Consider the following 16475-nt stretch of genomic DNA (forward strand, 5'->3'; position numbering starts at 1 on the left):
GGGCACGGTCACTCTCACAGGAAGTCACTTCGTTGAGCAACCCCTACGGCCAGCAGCCCGGTTACGGCCAGGCTCTCCAGCAGGACCCGAACAACCTGGACGCCCCGCTCTACGGCGCGTCGATCGGCCAAGCGGTCACCCGCTTCTTCAAGAAGTACGCCACCTTCTCCGGCCGCGCGAGCCGCAGCGAGTACTGGTGGTGGACGCTGGTCAGCACCGTCATCGGTGCCATCCTGGGCGCCATCAACAGCGCCACGACGACCCCGGTGGCAGGCGACGCCATGAGTGCGTTCGGCCCGGTCTACGTCGTACTGGTCCTCTTCAGCCTCGCCACGCTGGTTCCTGGCCTAGCCCTGTCGATCCGTCGGCTGCACGACACCAACCGCAGCGGCTGGTGGGTCTTGATCGCGCTGATCCCTTTGATCGGCGCCATCGTCCTGATCGTGTTCTACGCGTCGGGCCCCAATCCCGCCGGCGCTCGCTACGACCTCAACGCCGGCACCGCCTACCCGAACGGGGCCTACGCCGGCTGAGCCTCTTCCCCGCTGCGCTAGCGTGAGGGCATGACCGACCCGGTCGCCCTGCTCACCCGACGGGCAGTGCTGACCTGGTGCACGCTCGCCGCCGGCCTCGGCCTCCTTGGTGGAGGCCTGGCCGGCTGCGGTGCGTCCGGGTCGACTCTGGTCAAGGCCGAGGTTGGCCGCCGGCCGGCCGACCAGGACGCCGCAGACGGCGCGGTGACCGCCGTAGCCGACTTCAGCCGGGACCTGCTGCGTGCGCTGGCCGACGACGCCAACCTGGTCTGCTCCCCGTTCTCGGTGCTGGTCGTCCTGGCCATGGTCCGGAACGGGGCGACCGGCGTGACCGCCCGTGAGATGGACCAGGCTCTCCACCTGCCGGACCTGGCCGCGCTCAACGCCGGGCTGAACGCGGTCGGCCAGACGCTCGCCAGCCGGAGCGGCAGCCGGCGGGACGCCCACGACGGCAAGGCCAAGGTCGAGCTGTCGGTGGTCCAGCAGGTGTGGGGCGACCAGCAGGACGTCTGGCAGCCGGCGTTCCTCGACACCCTCGCGGCCGACTACGGCACGGGCGTGCGGACCTCCGACATCGCCGGCAACCCCGAGGCTGCGCGCCAGACCGTGAACGACTGGGTCGCGGACGCGACCGCCGACCGGATCACGGAGGTGCTGCCATCCGGCAGCGTCAACGAGATGACCCGGCTCATCCTCGCCAACGCGCTGTACGTGAAGGCGCCGTGGCACGAGAAGCTCGACCCGGTCGGGACGCAGCCCTTCCAGACCCCGCAGGGACCGGTGTCGGCCGAGATGCTCAAGGTCACCCTGACCGCCGGCGGTCGCCGTGGCTCCGACTGGACCACCGCCTGCCTGCCGCTGGCCGGCCAGGACCTGGCCCTCACGGTCGTGCTGCCGGACGGGACGCCCGCGGACCTGTTGCGGCGGGTGACCGGTGCGGAGCTGGTCGACCTGCTCCGGCCGACGAAGTCCTCGGTCGACGTGACCATGCCGGCCTTCACCTTCCGCTCGAGGTTCTCGCTGCCGGAGGTGCTGCATACGCTGGGGATGACGCGGGCGTTCTCCGACGAGGCCGAGCTCGCGGGTCTCACGGCGACGGAGCCGCTGCGCGTCGCCCGGGTCGAGCACCAGGGCTGGATCGCCGTCGACCAGGACGGGCTGGAGGCCGCTGCGGCGACGGCGGCCACGGTTGAGGCCACCAGCGCGCTGCTGCCGCAGGTGAAGCTGGTCCTCGACCGCCCGTTCCTGTTCATCGTCCACGACGTCGCCCTCCGGCTGCCGCTGCTGGTCGGGATCGTCGCCGACCCGGCCGCCACCGGTGACTGAGCCGGCGGCGCTCGCGACCCTCGTCGACCGGGTCCCGGACGGCTGGACCGCGGTGGTCTACGCCCGCCGCCCGTACGGGCTGAGCCGCCGCGACCACGCCGACGGCCGCAGCGTCAGCCTCTACGCCGAAGAGCTGGGCGGCACCGACGTGGTCAGCACCAACGTCTACCGCACGGGGGCGGGCGTCCTGCTGCGTCCGTGCGAGATGCCCGCGGCGAAGGTGCTGGACTTTCTGCGCGACTGGACTCCCGCCTGATCCCGCTGGCTGTCCCGAGCCGGGGGGTCAGTGGCTGTGCCGACCCCGCGCGCTCTGCAGCACCGGCGCGATCCACCGGTCCGCCACCACGCCGGTCACCGTCGCGTAGACCGCCTTGTGCAGCACGTCAATGACCTGCTCGCCCGTCGGCCACGTCGTCGGGGGGGCGCCGACCCCGGTGACGTTCTCCACGGTCTGGTCGAAGTTGAGCCGCGCGACCGTGTGCCAGGCGTTCATCGCGGGTCCACGCATCCCGGTCACGGCCCAGACCCCGCGCAGCGCGCCGAGCACGGCCCCGGTCCCCCAGTGCATGGCGTAGTTCCACCCAGCCGGCCGGTCGCTGTCCCCGGGCTGCTGGCCGAGCGCGGTGAGCAGGGCCCGGGCCGGGACGTAGGAGTTGCGACGGTGCGTGACCGCCTGCTCGACCTTCTCGCTGGCGGTCATCGCCGCCACCCCGACGAGGCCGGCGGCAACGCCCATCGCGGCGGCTCGGGCGAGCGTGGCTACTCGGTCTTCAGACATGGGACTCCTTCGGATCGGGGGCACGGGTCGAGGGGCTTCCGGCCATGGTCTCCTACCCCGAAGGCCGCCGGGTCAGACGCACCGCAGCCGATCGGCCACCACGGTGACGCCGGCCAGCACCTCGGCGTAGGAGGTGCTGAGCGGGCTCAGCCCCAGCCGCAGTCCCGCCGGCGACCGGAAGTCCGGGATCACGCCGCCGCGCCAGAGCTCGGGCAGCAGCGTCCGGAAGCCCGGGTGGTCGAGGGTCAGGTGGGACCCGCGCCGGCCGGGCTCGACCGGCGTAGCCAGCTCGGCGCCGAGCGGCAGCAGCCGCGCCCGGCAGAGCTCCTCGGCGAACGCGATCAGGCCTTCCGACTTCGTGCGCACGGCCGGCATCCCGACGTCGGCGATCAGGTCGAGCATGTCCTGCATCGCCAGCATGCCGAGCACCGGCGGCGTCCCGCTGACCACCCGCTGGATCCCCGCGGCCGGGGTGTAGCCGGCGCCCATCTCGAACGCGTCCGCCCGGCCCATCCAGCCCTGCACCGGCTGGACGAACGCGTCCAGGTGGCGGGCGGCGACGTAGCCGAAGGCCGGTGAGCCGGGGCCGCCGTTGAGATACTTGTAGGTGCAGCCGACCGCCACGTCGACCTCCCACGCGTCCAGCTGCAGCGGCACCGAGCCGACCGAGTGAGAGAGGTCCCAGAGAACCAGCGCACCCACTCCGTGAGCCAGGGCCGTCAGCTCGGCGGCCGGGGCCAGGTGGCCGGACCGGTACGCGACGTGGCTCAGCAGCACCAGGGCCGTCCGGTCGCTGAGCGCCGGCGCCAGGTCGGCGACCTCAACGCCGGATCGCGGGTCGGACTCGACCCAGCGGACCGTCAGGCCGAGCTCGGCGGCGATGCCCTCCATCACGTACCGGTCGGTCGGGAAGTTGTCGGTGTCGACGACCACCTCGTCGCGACCGGGGCCTCGCTGCTGGCGGCTGAGCGCCACCCCGCCGCGGGCGAGCTTGTAGAGCAGCACCGTGGTGGAGTCGGCGACGGTGGTCTGGCCGGGCGCCGCGCCGAGCACGGTGGCGCCGATCCGGTCGCCGAGGGTGCTCGGCAGCGCGAACCACTCCTCGTCCCAGCCGCGGATCAGCCGGCCCGCCCACTGCTCGGAGACGAAACGGGCGATCCGGTCGGCGCTGGCCTTCAGCGGCCGACCGAGGGAGTTACCGTCCAGGTAGGCCAGCACGTCGTCGTCTGGACCGAGCAGGAACCGCTCACGGTGCTGGGCCAGCGGGTCGGCGGCGTCGAGCTGCGCCGCACGTCGGGTCCAGTCCTGCTCGCTACCGGTCACGTCGGCGACCCTACGGCGCCCGGGGCACCCGGCGGCGTCCGGACCGCTCCTCGTGTGGCACGGTGACCGGGTGACTGCACCCCGAGCCGTCGTGGCCGGAGGGTCCGGCTTCCTCGGGCCACCGCTGATCGCGGACCTCACCCGGCGAGGGTACGAGGTCGGCGTCATCGGCCGCCGCGGCCCAGACGCCCGTTGGGACACACCGGAGCGGATCCACGCGTTGGTCGACGGCGCGGACTTGGTGGTCAACCTGGCTGGGCGCAGCGTGGGCTGCCGCTACACCGACCGGAACCGCCACGAGATCTATGACTCCCGGGTCGACACCACGACGGCGTTGCACGAGGCCGTCGCCGGTTCGGCCCGGCCACCCCGGCTCTGGCTCAACGCCAGCACCGCGACGATCTACCGCCACGCGATGGACCGACCCCAGACCGAGGCCGACGGCGAGCTGGGCTCAGGCTTCTCGGTCGACGTGGCCCGGGCCTGGGAGAAGGCGTTCTTCGCCGGCGACCTGCCGACGACGCGCCGGGTGTCGCTGCGGATGGCGATCGTCCTCGGCGACGGGCCCGCCCTGGAGATGCTGGCGCGGGCGGCGCGGCTCGGCCTGGGCGGCCCCCAGCTGGACGGCCGCTGGTTCCCGCACCGGCGCTACCGCGGCATCGGCCCGGACGCCACCCCGGCGGCGCCCCCGCACCGGGCGACGCACGGGCGCCAGAAGTTCAGCTGGATCCACGTCGACGACGTCGTCGCCGCGGTCGCGTTCCTCGACGAGCACGCCGAGGTCGAGGGCCCGGTCAACCTGGCGGCGCCGGGGACCAGCACGAACGCCGAGCTGATGGCCGCGCTGCGCCGAGCGGTCAACGCCCCGGTGGGGATCCCTGCGCCGCGCTGGCTGCTCGAGCCCGGCATGCTCGTCCTGCGCCAGGAGTCCGAGCTGGTGCTCAAGAGCCGGTGGGCCGTCCCGGCCACCCTGCTGGCCGCGGGCTTCACCTTCGGCTGGAACGACCTGCCGGAAGCGATCGACGACCTGGTCGGCTGAGGCCGGCCCTCGCCCGGTACCTCAGCAGGGTCAGGTGTGCTCGACGGCCGCGCGCTGCACGGGCAGGGCCGCGACGAACCGGTCCGTGTACGCCGCAAAGCCCGCGACGTCGGCGGGGTCCGGCTCGGCGGTCTCGAGGGCGGCGTCGCCGAACACCTCGGCGTCGAGGAAGTCGCTGAGGCGCTGCCCGTCGGTCCGGCGGGCGCGAAAGGCCGCGAGCACCGCGATCCCCCAGGCGCCCCCCTCGGCGGCGATGTCTCCCACCACCACCGGGGTGTCGATTGCGGCCGCGAGGAAGCGCTGGGCCACTCCCTTGGTGGTGAAAAGCCCGCCGTGGGCGAACATCCGGTCCAGCCGGACGTGCTCGACGTCGGTCAGCACGTCCATCCCCAGCCGGAGGGTGGCCAACGAGCCGAACAGCTGGGCGCGCATGAAGTTGGCCAGCGAGAAGGTGCAACCAGGTGAGCGCAGCACCAGCGGCCGGCCCTCCTCCAGCTCGGTGATCGGCTCACCGGAGAGGTAGTTGAACGCCACCAGGCCGCCGCCGTCGGGCTCACCGTCCAGCGCGGCCCGGAAGAGTGTGCCGAAGGCCTGGGAGCGCTCGACCGGCGCCCCCGCCGCGGCGGCGAACTCGCAGAAGAGACCGACCCACGCGTCCAGCTCGCTGGCCCCGTTGTTGCAGTGCACCATCGCCACCGGGGCGCCGTCGGGGGTCATCACCAGGTCCAGCTCGCGGTGCGCGCCGGTCAGCGGACGCTCCAGCACGACCATGGCGAAGATGCTCGTGCCCGCGCTGATGTTGCCGGTCCGGGGTGCCACCGAGTTGGTGGCCACCATGCCCGTCCCGGCGTCCCCCTCGGGCGGGCACATCGGCGCGCCCGGCTGCAGCCGGCCGCGGGGATCCAGCAGCGCGGCCCCGCCGGCGGTCAGCTCGCCCGCGTCCGCACCCGCCGCCAGCACCTCCGGCAGCAGCGCGGTCAGCGACAGATGGGCGCCGGCCTCGGCGACCAGCTCGTCGGTCCGGGCGAGCAGCGCGGCGTCGTAGGTGCCGGTGGCGCTGTCGATCGGGAACATGCCGCTGGCGTCGCCCACCCCCAGCACCGGCCGGCCGGTCAGCCGGCGGTGCACGTACCCGGCGAGCGTGGTCAGCGAGGCCAGCCGGCCGACGTGCTCCTCGCCGTCCAGCACCGCCTGGAAGACGTGCGCGACGCTCCACCGGTGCGGGATGTTGACGCCGAGCTCCTCGCTCAGCCGCTCCACCGCCGGCCCGGTGTGGGTGTTCCGCCAGGTGCGGAACGGCACCAGCAGCTCACCGTCGGCGTCCAGGGCGAGGTAGCCGTGCATCATCGCCGAGACGCCGAGGCCGCCGACCGTCGTCAGCTCGACGCCGTAGCGGTCGGTGACGTCCGCGGCCAGAGCCGCGTAGCACTGCCGGATGCCGTCCCAGACCGCCTCGAGGGAGTAGGTCCACATCCGGTCGACGTACTGGTTCTCCCAGCCGTAGCCACCGACGGCCAGCGGCTGGGCGTCCGCGCCAACCAGCACCGCCTTGATCCGGGTCGAACCCAGCTCGATGCCGAGGTACGTCCGGCCGGACTCGAGGTCTTCCTGCGCGGTGGTCATCACCCGACTCTAGGAGGGTGGTGTCGAACGGCGGCCGTAGCGAGCAGGTGCCCGGGTACGTGCCGGGCAAGGCGCCGGAGGAGTCGGATAGCGGGGTTCTCTCCGCGACGACGGCAACGAAGCCCGGTGCGTGCCCGGGTGCCGCGCAGTAGGTCGGCGTTTGACACCACCCTCCTAAAAGCCCAGGCCGAGGCGGTAGGCGGCTTGGTTCCAACGGATCTCGTTGCCGAAGTTGCGTTGGTTGGTCGCGCCGTCGATGACCAGCAGCTCGACCCCGATGATGCGGGCGAAGTCGGTGAGCTCCTCGGTGTCGACCGACTGGGACAGCACCGTGTGGTGCGGGCCACCCGCCATCAGCCACGCCTCGGCGGAGCCGGCCAGGCTGGGCTTCGGCTCCCAGACCGCGCGAGCGACCGGCAGGTTGGGCAGCGGCTGGTCGGGCTCGACGACGTCGACCTCGTTCAGTACCAGCCGGAACCGGTCGCCCAGGTCGCAGATGCCGACCACCGCGGCCGGTCCGGTCGCTGCGTCGAAGACCAGGCGGACGGGGTCCTCGCGGCCCCCGATGCCCAACGGATGGATCTCGACGCGTGGCCGGCCGGACGCGATGGTGGGACAGACCTCGAGCATGTGCGCGCCGAGGATCTTCGGTGTGCCCGGCCCGAGGTGGTAGGTGTAGTCCTCCATGAAGGAGGTGCCCTGCGGCAACCCTGCGCCCATCGCCTTGATGGTGTGCAGCATCACCGAGGTCTTCCAGTCACCCTCGCCGCCGAAGCCGTAGCCCTCGGCCATCAGCCGTTGGACGGCGAGTCCGGGCAGCTGGCGCAGCCCGCCCAGGTCCTCGAAGTTGGTGGTGAACGCGCCGAAGCCGCCGGCGGTGAGGCAGGAGCGCAGGCCAGCCTCGATCCGGGCGCCGTAGCGCAACGACTCCTGCCGTGCGCCGCCCGGGGCCAGCTCAGGTGCGATCTCGTACAGGTCGGCGTAGTCGGCGACCAGCGCGTCGACGTCGGCGTCGCTCGCGCCGTCCACCGCCTCGACCAGGTCGTTGACGCCGTAGGTGTTGACCGAGGCGCCGAACCGCAGCTGGGCCTCGACCTTGTCGCCCTCGGTGACGGCGACGTCGCGCATGTTGTCGCCGAACCGGGCGAGCTTGAGGGAGCGGACGGCGGCCGCGCCGACGGCCGCGCGCTGCCAGGCCGCGACCCGGGCCAGCACGGTCGGGTCCGACACGTGGCCGACGACGGTCTTGCGGGCCACCCCGAGCCGGGTCTGGAGGTAGCCGAACTCGCGGTCGCCGTGCGCGGCCTGGTTGAGGTTCATGAAGTCCATGTCGATCTCGGACCACGGCAACGACACGTTCGCTTGGGTGTGCAGGTGCAGGAACGGCGTCCGCAGCGCGTCCATGCCCGTGATCCACATCTTGGCCGGCGAGAAGGTGTGCATCCACGCCATCACCCCGACCACACCGGCGTCGGCGTTGGCCTCGAGCACGGCGGCGTGGATCGACCCGGAGTCGGTCAGCACGGGCCGCCACTCGACCTCGAGCGGCAACGCACCGAAGGCGTTCAGCTGGCGGACGATCTCTTGCGACTGCTGCTCGACCTGGGCGACGGTCTCGGGGCCGTAGAGGCCCTGGCTGCCGGTCAGGAACCAGACCCGGCGCGAGGTGGGGGTCATGATCAACTCTTTCGATCGTGGTGCGGGAGCAAGATCAACTGAAGAGCGAGCAAGATCATCAGCGCTGGCCGTAGGCGTTCTGGTAGCGGTCGTACAGCCGGTCGACGTCGGCGTGCGGGATCGGCAGCGGCTCGCCGAGCTGGCGGGCGATGTGCACGGTCCGCGCCACCTCCTCGCAGAGGACGGCGGCCTTGACCGCGGCCTTTGCGCTGGCGCCGACGGTGAACGGGCCGTGGTTCTGCATCAGCACGGCCCGGGAGCGGTGCGCGCGCAAGGTGGCGACCAGCCCGTGGCCGATCGAGTCGTCGCCGATCAGCGCGAACGGGCCGATCGGGATCTCGCCGCCGAACTCATCAGCCATCATGGTCAGCACGCACGGAATCGGCTCGCCGCGCGACGCCCAGGCCGTGGCGTAGGTCGAGTGGGTGTGCACGACGCCGTTGACCTCGGGCAGGTGGGCGTAGACGTACGCGTGCGCGGCGGTGTCGGACGACGGGGCGTGCTCCCCCTCGACCAGCCGGCCCTCCAGGTCGCAGACCACCATGTTCTCGGGCGTCAGCTCGTCGTAGGAGACCCCGGACGGCTTGATCACCAACAGGTCCGCGCCGGGGACGCGCGCCGAGACGTTGCCGGCCGTCCAGGCGACCAGTCCGTTGCGCGGCAGCTCGGCGTGCAGCAACGCCACCTCGCGGCGGACGTCAGCCACCGCTGCGGCAACCGCGGCCGAGATGGTCATGCCTGCTCCATCGCTTTCGACACCCGTGGATGTTAGCGTTCACAAAACTTGAGGGTCAAGGTGCGGGCGCCCGCCGTGAAACTTGTGTTGAGAAACCCCTCGTAGTCGAGGGGTTTCTCAACACACCATGTGATCGGACCCCAGCGGCACAGCCCATCACGAGGGCCGGTGACAATCATCGACTGGTTCAGCAGCATCCCCGCCCTGCCGACGGCGTGGTTCGAGCGGCAGCCACGCCGTCGCGTCACGCGGCGTGACTGGGAGCAGCCAAGGTCGGGTCTGGCCACCTTGATCCCCGCCGCCGAGTCCGGCCCCGTCGCCGTCGAGTGGCTGATCGAGGCGCCGGACGGGCCGTTCGACAGCCGCGGCGGCTTCACCTGGTGGTGGCTGATCCGTCGGCCGCCCGGGAGATCGTCGAGCGGCCTGGGTCCGAGGACTGACCGGGGCTCGCGGCGCTGGCCCGGACGACCAGCTCGGGCTCGATCAGTGTCGCCGGGGGCGGGTCCTCCCCCGCCAACCGACGCAGTAGCAGCTCGACCGCCGCCCGGCCGAGCGCGCCGAAGTCCTGGCGCACGGTGGTGAGCGGCGGCCGGACGTACCCAGCCGCGTCGATGTCGTCGAAGCCGACCACCGAGACGTCCTCCGGCACCCGCCGGCCGCACTCGGTCAGCCCCCGGATCAGCCCCAGGGCCATCAGGTCGTTGGCGGCGAACACGGCGGTGACCTCGTCGGGCAGCCGGGTGGCCGCGGCGTATCCGCTCGCTGCCGTCCAGTCCCCGGCCAGCGGGCCGGGTGCGTCCAGTCCGTGGCTCTCCAGCTCCGATCGCCACCCGGCCAGCCGCTCGCCGGCGTCCAGCCACTCCGGCGGACCGGCGAGGTGCGCGATCGTGCGATGCCCCTGTTCGACGAGGTGCCGGACGGCGATCCGCGCGCCTTGGCGCTGGTCGACAGCGACGTGCACCCCACGGTTGGTCGGCAAGGGTGGCGCCATGATCACCATCGGCAGGTCGAGCGCCACCGAGGCAGCCGCCCGCACGGCGGCGTCCACCGGCGCGATGGCGATGATGCCCTCGACCCCCTGGTCGAGGAAGTGGTCGAGGGCCGCATGCACCGATGCCGGGTCGTACAGGCCGAGGCTGACCACGCTGACGTAGAGGCCGGCCGCCCGGGAGGCCTCCGCGACGGCGACCAGGGTGGAGACCGGACCGCCGAGGTTGGACGTGGTGGCCAGCAGCCCGATCGTGCCGCTGCGGTTGGTGGCCAGGGCGCGGGCGGCGGAGTTCCGCCGGTAGCCGAGGCTGCCGATCGCCGCCTGCACCTTGGCCCGGGTCTCGGCGCGGACGCTCGGATGGTCGTTGAGCACCCGCGAGACGGTCTGGTGCGAGACGCCCGCGAGCCGGGCGACGTCCTGCATCCCCGGGGCCCGCGCCATGCGGCGCACTCTATCCACGGCAATCTCGGACTTGTCAGAGCCTGACGGGGCTGGAGCACCGTGAGCGTCTGACAGCTCCGGTTCGAGAGGTCAGCGGAGGAGGGGGTCGACCGCGGCGGCCACGAAGACCAGCGCCAGGTAGGAGTTGGTCCAGTGGAAGAGCCGCATCGGCTTGAGGGCCGCGTCGGTCAGCCCGCGGCGGGCCCGGACCAGGAGCTGGAACGACTCCCAGAGCAGCGCCGCCCCGGTGAGCGCAGCGACGGTCGGGTAGAGCCAGCCGGTCCCGGCCACCGGCCACAGCGCCAGCGACACCGCGACGGTGACCACGGAGTAGATCATGATCCGGGCGGCGACGGCCGGGGCCGCCATCACCACGGGCAGCATCGGCACCTCGGCGGCCGCGTAGTCCTCGCGGTAGCGGAAGGCCAGCGCCCAGGTGTGCGGCGGGGTCCAGAAGAAGACGATGGCGAAGAGCACGAACGGCGCCCAGGCGAGGTGGCCGGTGACCGCGGTCCAGCCGATCAGCGGCGGGAAGCAGCCGGCGATCCCGCCCCAGACGATGTTCTGAGCGGTCCGGCGCTTGAGCCAGAGCGTGTAGACGCCGATGTAGAAGGCGTTGGCCGCCAGCGCCAGCCCGGCCGAGAGCCAGTTGACCCAGAGGCCGAGCGCCAGCGTGGCGGCGATCCCGAGCACGGCCCCGAAGAGGGTGGCGGCGAGCGGTCCGACCGCGTGCCGGGGCAGCGGCCGACGTCGGGTCCGGCGCATCCGCTCGTCGATGTCGCGGTCGAGCACACAGTTGAAGACGTTCGCACTGGCCGCAGCGAGACAGCCGCCGACCATCGTGGCCAGGACCAGCCGCAGCGAGGGCACGCCGCCAGCGGCCAGGAACATCGCGGGCACGGTGGTGACCAGCAGCAGCTCGATGATCCGTGGCTTGGTCAGGCCGACGTAGGCGCCGAGGACGTCTGTGAGGCTCGCCCGTGCGGCATCGCCGGCGGGTTGCCGGTCGACGTCGATCGGTGCCCGATCCCCGGCGGCAGGCCGCCCCGACACGTCGATACTCGCCACTCGCCCTCTTCATCCACCGTTGACCGCTGACTCACGGACCAAGGTCCGCCGGACGCTCCAACCCGTCGTCGGGAGAGCACCGCCGCCGAGTCTATGACGCGACCTGCGGAAAACCACCCCACCCGCCGAGGGCGCGGGCCGACACCGCGTTCCCCGCCAGAACCGTCCCCGATAGGCTCGGCGTGTTCGTGGCTCACCATGGGCTGCCTGCGCTCTCGGAAGGGAACCTCCGCCTGTGACCGACACCTCAGCATCCACCGCCGTCGTACCCGAAGGCTGGACCGACCTCGACAGCCGTGCCGTCGACACCGTCCGCCTGCTCGCCGCCGACGCCGTCCAGAAGGTCGGCAACGGGCATCCCGGGACGGCGATGAGCCTCGCCCCGGTGGCCTACCTCCTCTTTCAGAAGGTGATGCGGCACAACCCGGCCGAACCGCACTGGCCGGGCCGGGACCGTTTCGTGCTGTCCTGCGGCCACTCCAGCATCACGCTGTACATCCAGCTCTACCTCGGCGGCTGGGGCCTCGAGCTCGACGACCTGAAGGCCCTGCGCACCTGGAACTCGGCGACGCCGGGCCATCCCGAGTACGGCCACACCAAAGGCGTCGAGATCACGACCGGCCCGCTGGGCCAGGGCATCGCCAACGCCGTCGGGATGGCCATGGCCGCCCGCCGCGAGCGCGGTCTGCTCGACCCCGACGCCGCGCCCGGCAGCTCCCCGTTCGACCACCAGATCTTCTGCCTGGCCTCCGACGGCGACATCGAGGAGGGCATCACCTCCGAAGCGTCGTCCCTGGCCGGCACCCAGCGGCTGGGCAACCTGACCGTCATCTACGACCACAACCACATCTCGATCGAGGACGACACCAACATCGCCCTGACCGAGGACACCGCCGCGCGCTACGAGGCGTACGGGTGGCACGTCCAGAGCATCGACTGGACCAACGGCGAGACCACGTACGAGGAGAACGTCGCGGCGCTGAACGACGCGCTGACCGCGGCCCGCGAGGTCACCGACCGACCGAGCTTCATCAGCCTCCGGACGATCATCGGGTGGCCCGCCCCCAACCTGCAGGGCAGCGGCAAGGCCCACGGCTCAGCGCTTGGCGACGCCGAGGTCAAGGCCACCAAGGAGATCCTGGGCTTCGACCCGGAGCAGACCTTCGAGGTGTCGGAGGAGGTCATCGGCCACACCCGGTCCCTGTTGGACCGGGGCGCCGCCGCGCAGGCCGAGTGGCAGGGTGCGTTCGACACCTGGGCCGCGGCCAACCCCGACGGCAAGACGCTCTACGACCGTTTCGTGGCCGACGAGCTGAGCCCGGGTTGGGAAGAGGCGCTGCCCACCTGGGAGGCCGACCCCAAGGGCATCGCGACCCGGGCCGCCTCGGGCAAGGTACTGAGCGCCCTGGCGTCGAAGATGCCCGAGCTGTGGGGCGGTTCGGCCGACCTCGCCGAGTCCAACAACACGACGATGGCGGGCGAGCCGAGCTTCCTGCCCACCGACCGCCAGACGAAGGCGTTCTCGGGCGGCCCGTACGGGCGCACCCTGCACTTCGGCATCCGTGAGCACGCGATGGGCGCGATCATGAACGGCATCAAGGTGCACGGCGGCACCCGCCCCTACGGGGGCACCTTCCTCACCTTCAGCGACTACATGCGCGGGGCGGTCCGGTTGTCCGCGCTGATGCGGGTGCCCGTCACGTACGTCTGGACCCACGACTCGATCGGTCTGGGCGAGGACGGCCCCACCCACCAGCCGATCGAGCACGTCGCCGCCCTGCGGGCCATCCCGGGCCTGGACGTGGTCCGACCGTCCGACGCGAACGAGACGGCGGCGGCCTGGGCAGCGATCCTCAAGAACGGTGACCGACCGGCCGGGCTCATCCTCAGCCGGCAGAACCTGCCGATCGTGCCGCGCGGCACGGACGGCTACGCCGACACCTCGAACGTGGCCAAGGGCGGCTACGTGCTGCGCGACAGCGACGGCGAGCCTGACGTCATCCTGGTCGGCACCGGCTCGGAGGTCCAGCTCGCCGTGGCTGCGGCCGACGAGCTGGCCGGCGAAGGCGTCCACGCCCGGGTGGTCTCGATGCCCTGTCGCGAGTGGTTCGACGAGCAGGACCAGGCCTACCGCGACTCGGTCATCCCGCCGACCGTCAAGGCCCGGGTCAGCGTCGAGGCCGGGGTGAGCCTCGGCTGGCGCGACATCGTCGGTGACGCCGGCCGGATCATCAGCATCAACCACTACGGCGCCAGTGCCGCTGGGGCCAAGCTCTTCGAGGAGTTCGGCTTCACCCCGGCCACCGTCGTGGCCGCCGCGAAGGAGAGCATCGAAGCCGTGGGCTCCGACGCTGCGCCCACCCACACCGCCGCGAGCGGACCCAAGACGACCGGCGACCAGGAGCCCGACGCCGGCGCCACGATCAGCTGACCATCCACCCCTCCTTCCAGGAAGAAGTCCCATGAGTGACCACCTGAAAGAACTGTCCGAAGCGGGCGTCTCCATCTGGCTCGACGACCTGTCGCGCGAGCGGATCAAGACCGGCAACCTGCAACAGCTCATCGACGACTCGTCGGTGGTCGGCGTGACCACCAACCCGACGATCTTCGCGTCCGCGCTGGCCAAGGGCGAGCAGTACGACGAGCAGGTCCGCGAGCTGGCGGCGATCGACGCGAGCGTCGAAGACGCCATCAAGGCCATCACGACCGACGACGTCCGCAACGCCTGCGACCTGTTCTCGGGCCTCTACACCTCCACCGGCGGCTACGACGGCCGGGTCTCGATCGAGGTCGAGCCGGGTCTGGCCATGGACACTGCCGGCACGTCGGCCGAAGCGGCCGACCTGTTCAAGATCGTCGACCGGCCGAACGTGCTGATCAAGATCCCGGCGACCAAGCCCGGCCTGCCGGCGATCACCGCCTCGATCGCCGAAGGGATCAGCGTGAACGTGACGCTGATCTTTGCCCTCGAGCGCTATCGCGGCGTCATCGACGCCTACCTGAGTGGGCTCGAGCAGGCGGCGGCCAACGGGCACGACCTCAGCACGATCCACTCGGTGGCGTCCTTCTTCGTCTCCCGGGTGGACAGTGAGGTCGACAAGCGTCTCGACGCGATCGGCACCGACGACGCGACCGCGCTCAAGAGCAAGGCCGCCCTCGCCAACGCCCGGCTGGCGTACGCGTTGTTCGAGGAGGAGTTCAGCTCCGAGCGGTTCGCCGCCCTCGAGGCCAAGGGGGCCAACCGACAGCGGCCGCTGTGGGCCTCGACCGGGGTCAAGGACCCGAATCTGCCCGACACCCTGTACGTGTCCGAGCTCGTCGTGGCCAACACCGTCAACACCATGCCGGAGAAGACCTTGCAGGCCTTCGCCGATCACGGCGAGGTCCAGGGTGACCGGGTGACCGGTACCGAGGCCGAGGCGCAGCAGGTCTTGGACGAGCTGGCTGCGGTGGGGATCGACTTCGACGACGTGGTGGACGTGCTCGAGCGCGAGGGCGTGCAGAAGTTCGACGCCTCATGGGCCGAGCTGGTCGAGACGGTCAAGACCGCTCTCGAGGACGCCACGACCGGTAAGGACCCGGGCGAGTCTGCCGACCCGGACGTCACCCACGACTCCGTCTAGTCAGCTGGAAGCGGGCCGCCACCCGGGTGTCAGCGCCCGGTGGCGGCCCGCTGCCGTTCCGTCCACCGAAAGGGTCCCCGATGACCGTCAGTCACCTTCCCGTGCCCGAGATCGTCCAGTTCGCCGACGCGGGTGAGGTGGCCGAAGCCCTCGCCGCCCGCCTGATCTCCCGGCTCACCGAGCTGCAGGTCGACGGCGGGACCCCTCAGCTCTGCCTGACCGGCGGCCGGATCGCCACCCGGGCGTACGGCCGGCTGGCCGCCGATGGGCCGGGGTCGGACGTCGACTGGTCGCGGGTCGACCTGTGGTGGGGCGACGAGCGATTCGTCGCCGCCGACGACGACGACCGCAACGCCGGGGCCACCCTGGAGCTGCTACGGGGGCCGCTCAGCCTGCCCGCCGAGCGGATCCACGAGATGCCGGCCAGCGACGGGGAGCTCGTCGATCTCGACGCGGCGGCCGAGGCCTACGCGTCCGAGCTGGGCCCGACCACCTTCGACGTCTGCCTGCTCGGGCTGGGGCCGGACGGCCACATCGCGTCGCTCTTCCCCGAGCACCCGTCCTCGACCGCCACGGGAGACGTGATCGCCGTCCGCAACTCACCGAAGCCGCCGCCGGACCGGATCAGCCTGACCCTCGCCGTGATCAACCGCTCAGCCGAGGTGTGGTTCCTGGTCAGCGGCGAAGACAAGGCCGAAGCCGCTGCGAAGGCGCTCTCTGGCGCCGGTCCCGAGCCCGTGCCGGGCGCCTTGGCGCACGGCGTCACCCGTACGGTCTGGCTGATCGACGCCGCCGCCGCCTCGCTGCTGCCCACCGGCCCGTAGGAACGCGCCCTGAGCTTGTCGAAGGCCCCGAAGGGGTTGCGCTGACGTCAGCAGGAGAAAGCGCAACCTCTTCGAGGCCCTCGACAAGCTCGGGACGCGTGGAGGTCAGTAGATGACGTCGCCGCGGGCGCGGCGGTCGCGCAGGGTCTGCAACGCTTCGCTGAGGATGTCGGCGGCCTCGGTCTCGCTACGCCGTTCCTTCACGTAGGCGAGGTGGGTCTTGTACGGCTCGATCTTCGGCGGCGGGGGCGGGTTGGCCGAGTCGAGGTTGGCCGGCAGACCGCAGCGCGGGCAGTCCCAGCTCTCCGGGACGGTCGCCTCAGCCGCGAAGGCGGGGCGGGTCTCGTGGCCGTGGGAGCAGAAGTAGGAGACGAAGAGCCGTGGTGCGGCGTCACCGCGTTCAGCCTCTCCCATCGGTCCAGCGCCGACTCGGCTGCCACGGATCGCACTGCCACCAGCCACGTTCGTTCCCCCTCGAGTGTCTTACCGGTCA

Annotated in this window: 15 protein-coding genes; 7 read left to right on the forward strand and 8 right to left on the reverse strand. The window is 71.8% G+C overall.

What is annotated here, in order from left to right; genetic code table 11:
* The first annotated feature begins 32 nt into the window (after positions 1-32).
* The 3 genes from ACFE76_RS12100 to ACFE76_RS12110 are packed head-to-tail and all read left to right on the forward strand — an operon-like array spanning position 33 to position 2115.
* Complete coding sequence (locus ACFE76_RS12100) at positions 33-533, forward strand: DUF805 domain-containing protein (RefSeq protein ID WP_375432010.1); 501 nt, start codon at positions 33-35, stop codon at positions 531-533.
* A gap of 30 nt (positions 534-563) precedes the next feature.
* Positions 564-1859: a serpin family protein gene (locus ACFE76_RS12105; protein ID WP_375432011.1), complete on the forward strand. Its 1296-nt coding sequence runs from the start codon at positions 564-566 to the stop codon at positions 1857-1859.
* The gene (locus ACFE76_RS12110) at positions 1852-2115 is read left to right on the forward strand and encodes a peptide methionine sulfoxide reductase (RefSeq protein WP_375432012.1); all 264 of its coding nucleotides are present in this window, start codon (positions 1852-1854) and stop codon (positions 2113-2115) included. The genes ACFE76_RS12105 and ACFE76_RS12110 overlap by 8 nt, the downstream gene beginning before the upstream one ends.
* 27 nt (positions 2116-2142) lie before the next feature.
* Here the strand turns inward: ACFE76_RS12110 and ACFE76_RS12115 are convergent, their stop codons facing one another.
* Positions 2143-2637 (reverse strand): hypothetical protein, encoded by a 495-nt coding sequence (locus ACFE76_RS12115; RefSeq protein WP_375432013.1) that lies wholly within the window; start codon positions 2635-2637, stop codon positions 2143-2145.
* A gap of 72 nt (positions 2638-2709) precedes the next feature.
* Positions 2710-3960: a kynureninase gene (locus ACFE76_RS12120; protein WP_375432014.1), complete on the reverse strand. Its 1251-nt coding sequence runs from the start codon at positions 3958-3960 to the stop codon at positions 2710-2712.
* A 70-nt stretch (positions 3961-4030) separates the two neighbouring features.
* Here ACFE76_RS12120 and ACFE76_RS12125 point away from each other — a divergent pair, with 70 nt between their 5' ends.
* Positions 4031-4999, forward strand: coding sequence for an epimerase (locus ACFE76_RS12125; RefSeq protein ID WP_375432015.1), 969 nt, complete (start codon positions 4031-4033; stop codon positions 4997-4999).
* A 30-nt stretch (positions 5000-5029) separates the two neighbouring features.
* On the opposite strand, the gene ACFE76_RS12130 is transcribed toward ACFE76_RS12125, so the two are convergent.
* From ACFE76_RS12130 to ACFE76_RS12150, 5 genes are all read right to left on the reverse strand, one after another.
* On the reverse strand, positions 5030-6622 hold the full coding sequence (locus ACFE76_RS12130; RefSeq protein WP_375432016.1) for a xylulokinase: 1593 nt from the start codon (positions 6620-6622) through the stop codon (positions 5030-5032).
* A gap of 174 nt (positions 6623-6796) precedes the next feature.
* The gene (gene araA / locus ACFE76_RS12135) at positions 6797-8299 is read right to left on the reverse strand and encodes an L-arabinose isomerase (RefSeq protein WP_375432017.1); all 1503 of its coding nucleotides are present in this window, start codon (positions 8297-8299) and stop codon (positions 6797-6799) included.
* Between the two features lie 58 nt (positions 8300-8357).
* Entirely contained in the window at positions 8358-9035 is a 678-nt protein-coding gene (locus ACFE76_RS12140) for an L-ribulose-5-phosphate 4-epimerase (RefSeq protein WP_375432018.1), read from the reverse strand.
* Positions 9036-9408: 373 nt separating this feature from the next.
* Positions 9409-10467: a LacI family DNA-binding transcriptional regulator gene (locus ACFE76_RS12145; RefSeq protein ID WP_375432019.1), complete on the reverse strand. Its 1059-nt coding sequence runs from the start codon at positions 10465-10467 to the stop codon at positions 9409-9411.
* A 90-nt stretch (positions 10468-10557) separates the two neighbouring features.
* Positions 10558-11520 (reverse strand): heme o synthase, encoded by a 963-nt coding sequence (locus ACFE76_RS12150; RefSeq protein WP_375432020.1) that lies wholly within the window; start codon positions 11518-11520, stop codon positions 10558-10560.
* A 250-nt stretch (positions 11521-11770) separates the two neighbouring features.
* Between ACFE76_RS12150 and tkt the strand changes: the two genes are divergently transcribed.
* The 3 genes from tkt (at position 11771) to pgl (ending at position 15982) form a co-directional block, all read left to right on the forward strand.
* Entirely contained in the window at positions 11771-13966 is a 2196-nt protein-coding gene (tkt, locus tag ACFE76_RS12155) for a transketolase (protein WP_375432021.1), read from the forward strand.
* Positions 13967-13997: 31 nt separating this feature from the next.
* The gene (gene tal / locus ACFE76_RS12160) at positions 13998-15158 is read left to right on the forward strand and encodes a transaldolase (protein ID WP_375432022.1); all 1161 of its coding nucleotides are present in this window, start codon (positions 13998-14000) and stop codon (positions 15156-15158) included.
* An 80-nt stretch (positions 15159-15238) separates the two neighbouring features.
* On the forward strand, positions 15239-15982 hold the full coding sequence (gene pgl, locus ACFE76_RS12165) for a 6-phosphogluconolactonase (RefSeq protein WP_375432023.1): 744 nt from the start codon (positions 15239-15241) through the stop codon (positions 15980-15982).
* Positions 15983-16087: 105 nt separating this feature from the next.
* Here pgl and ACFE76_RS12170 read toward each other — a convergent pair whose 3' ends face one another.
* Entirely contained in the window at positions 16088-16444 is a 357-nt protein-coding gene (locus tag ACFE76_RS12170; RefSeq protein WP_375432024.1) for an RNA polymerase-binding protein RbpA, read from the reverse strand.
* Between the last annotated feature and the right edge of the window lie 31 nt (positions 16445-16475).

It is taken from the genome of uncultured Friedmanniella sp., assembly GCF_964244005.1.
GTDB lineage: Bacteria > Actinomycetota > Actinomycetes > Propionibacteriales > Propionibacteriaceae > Microlunatus.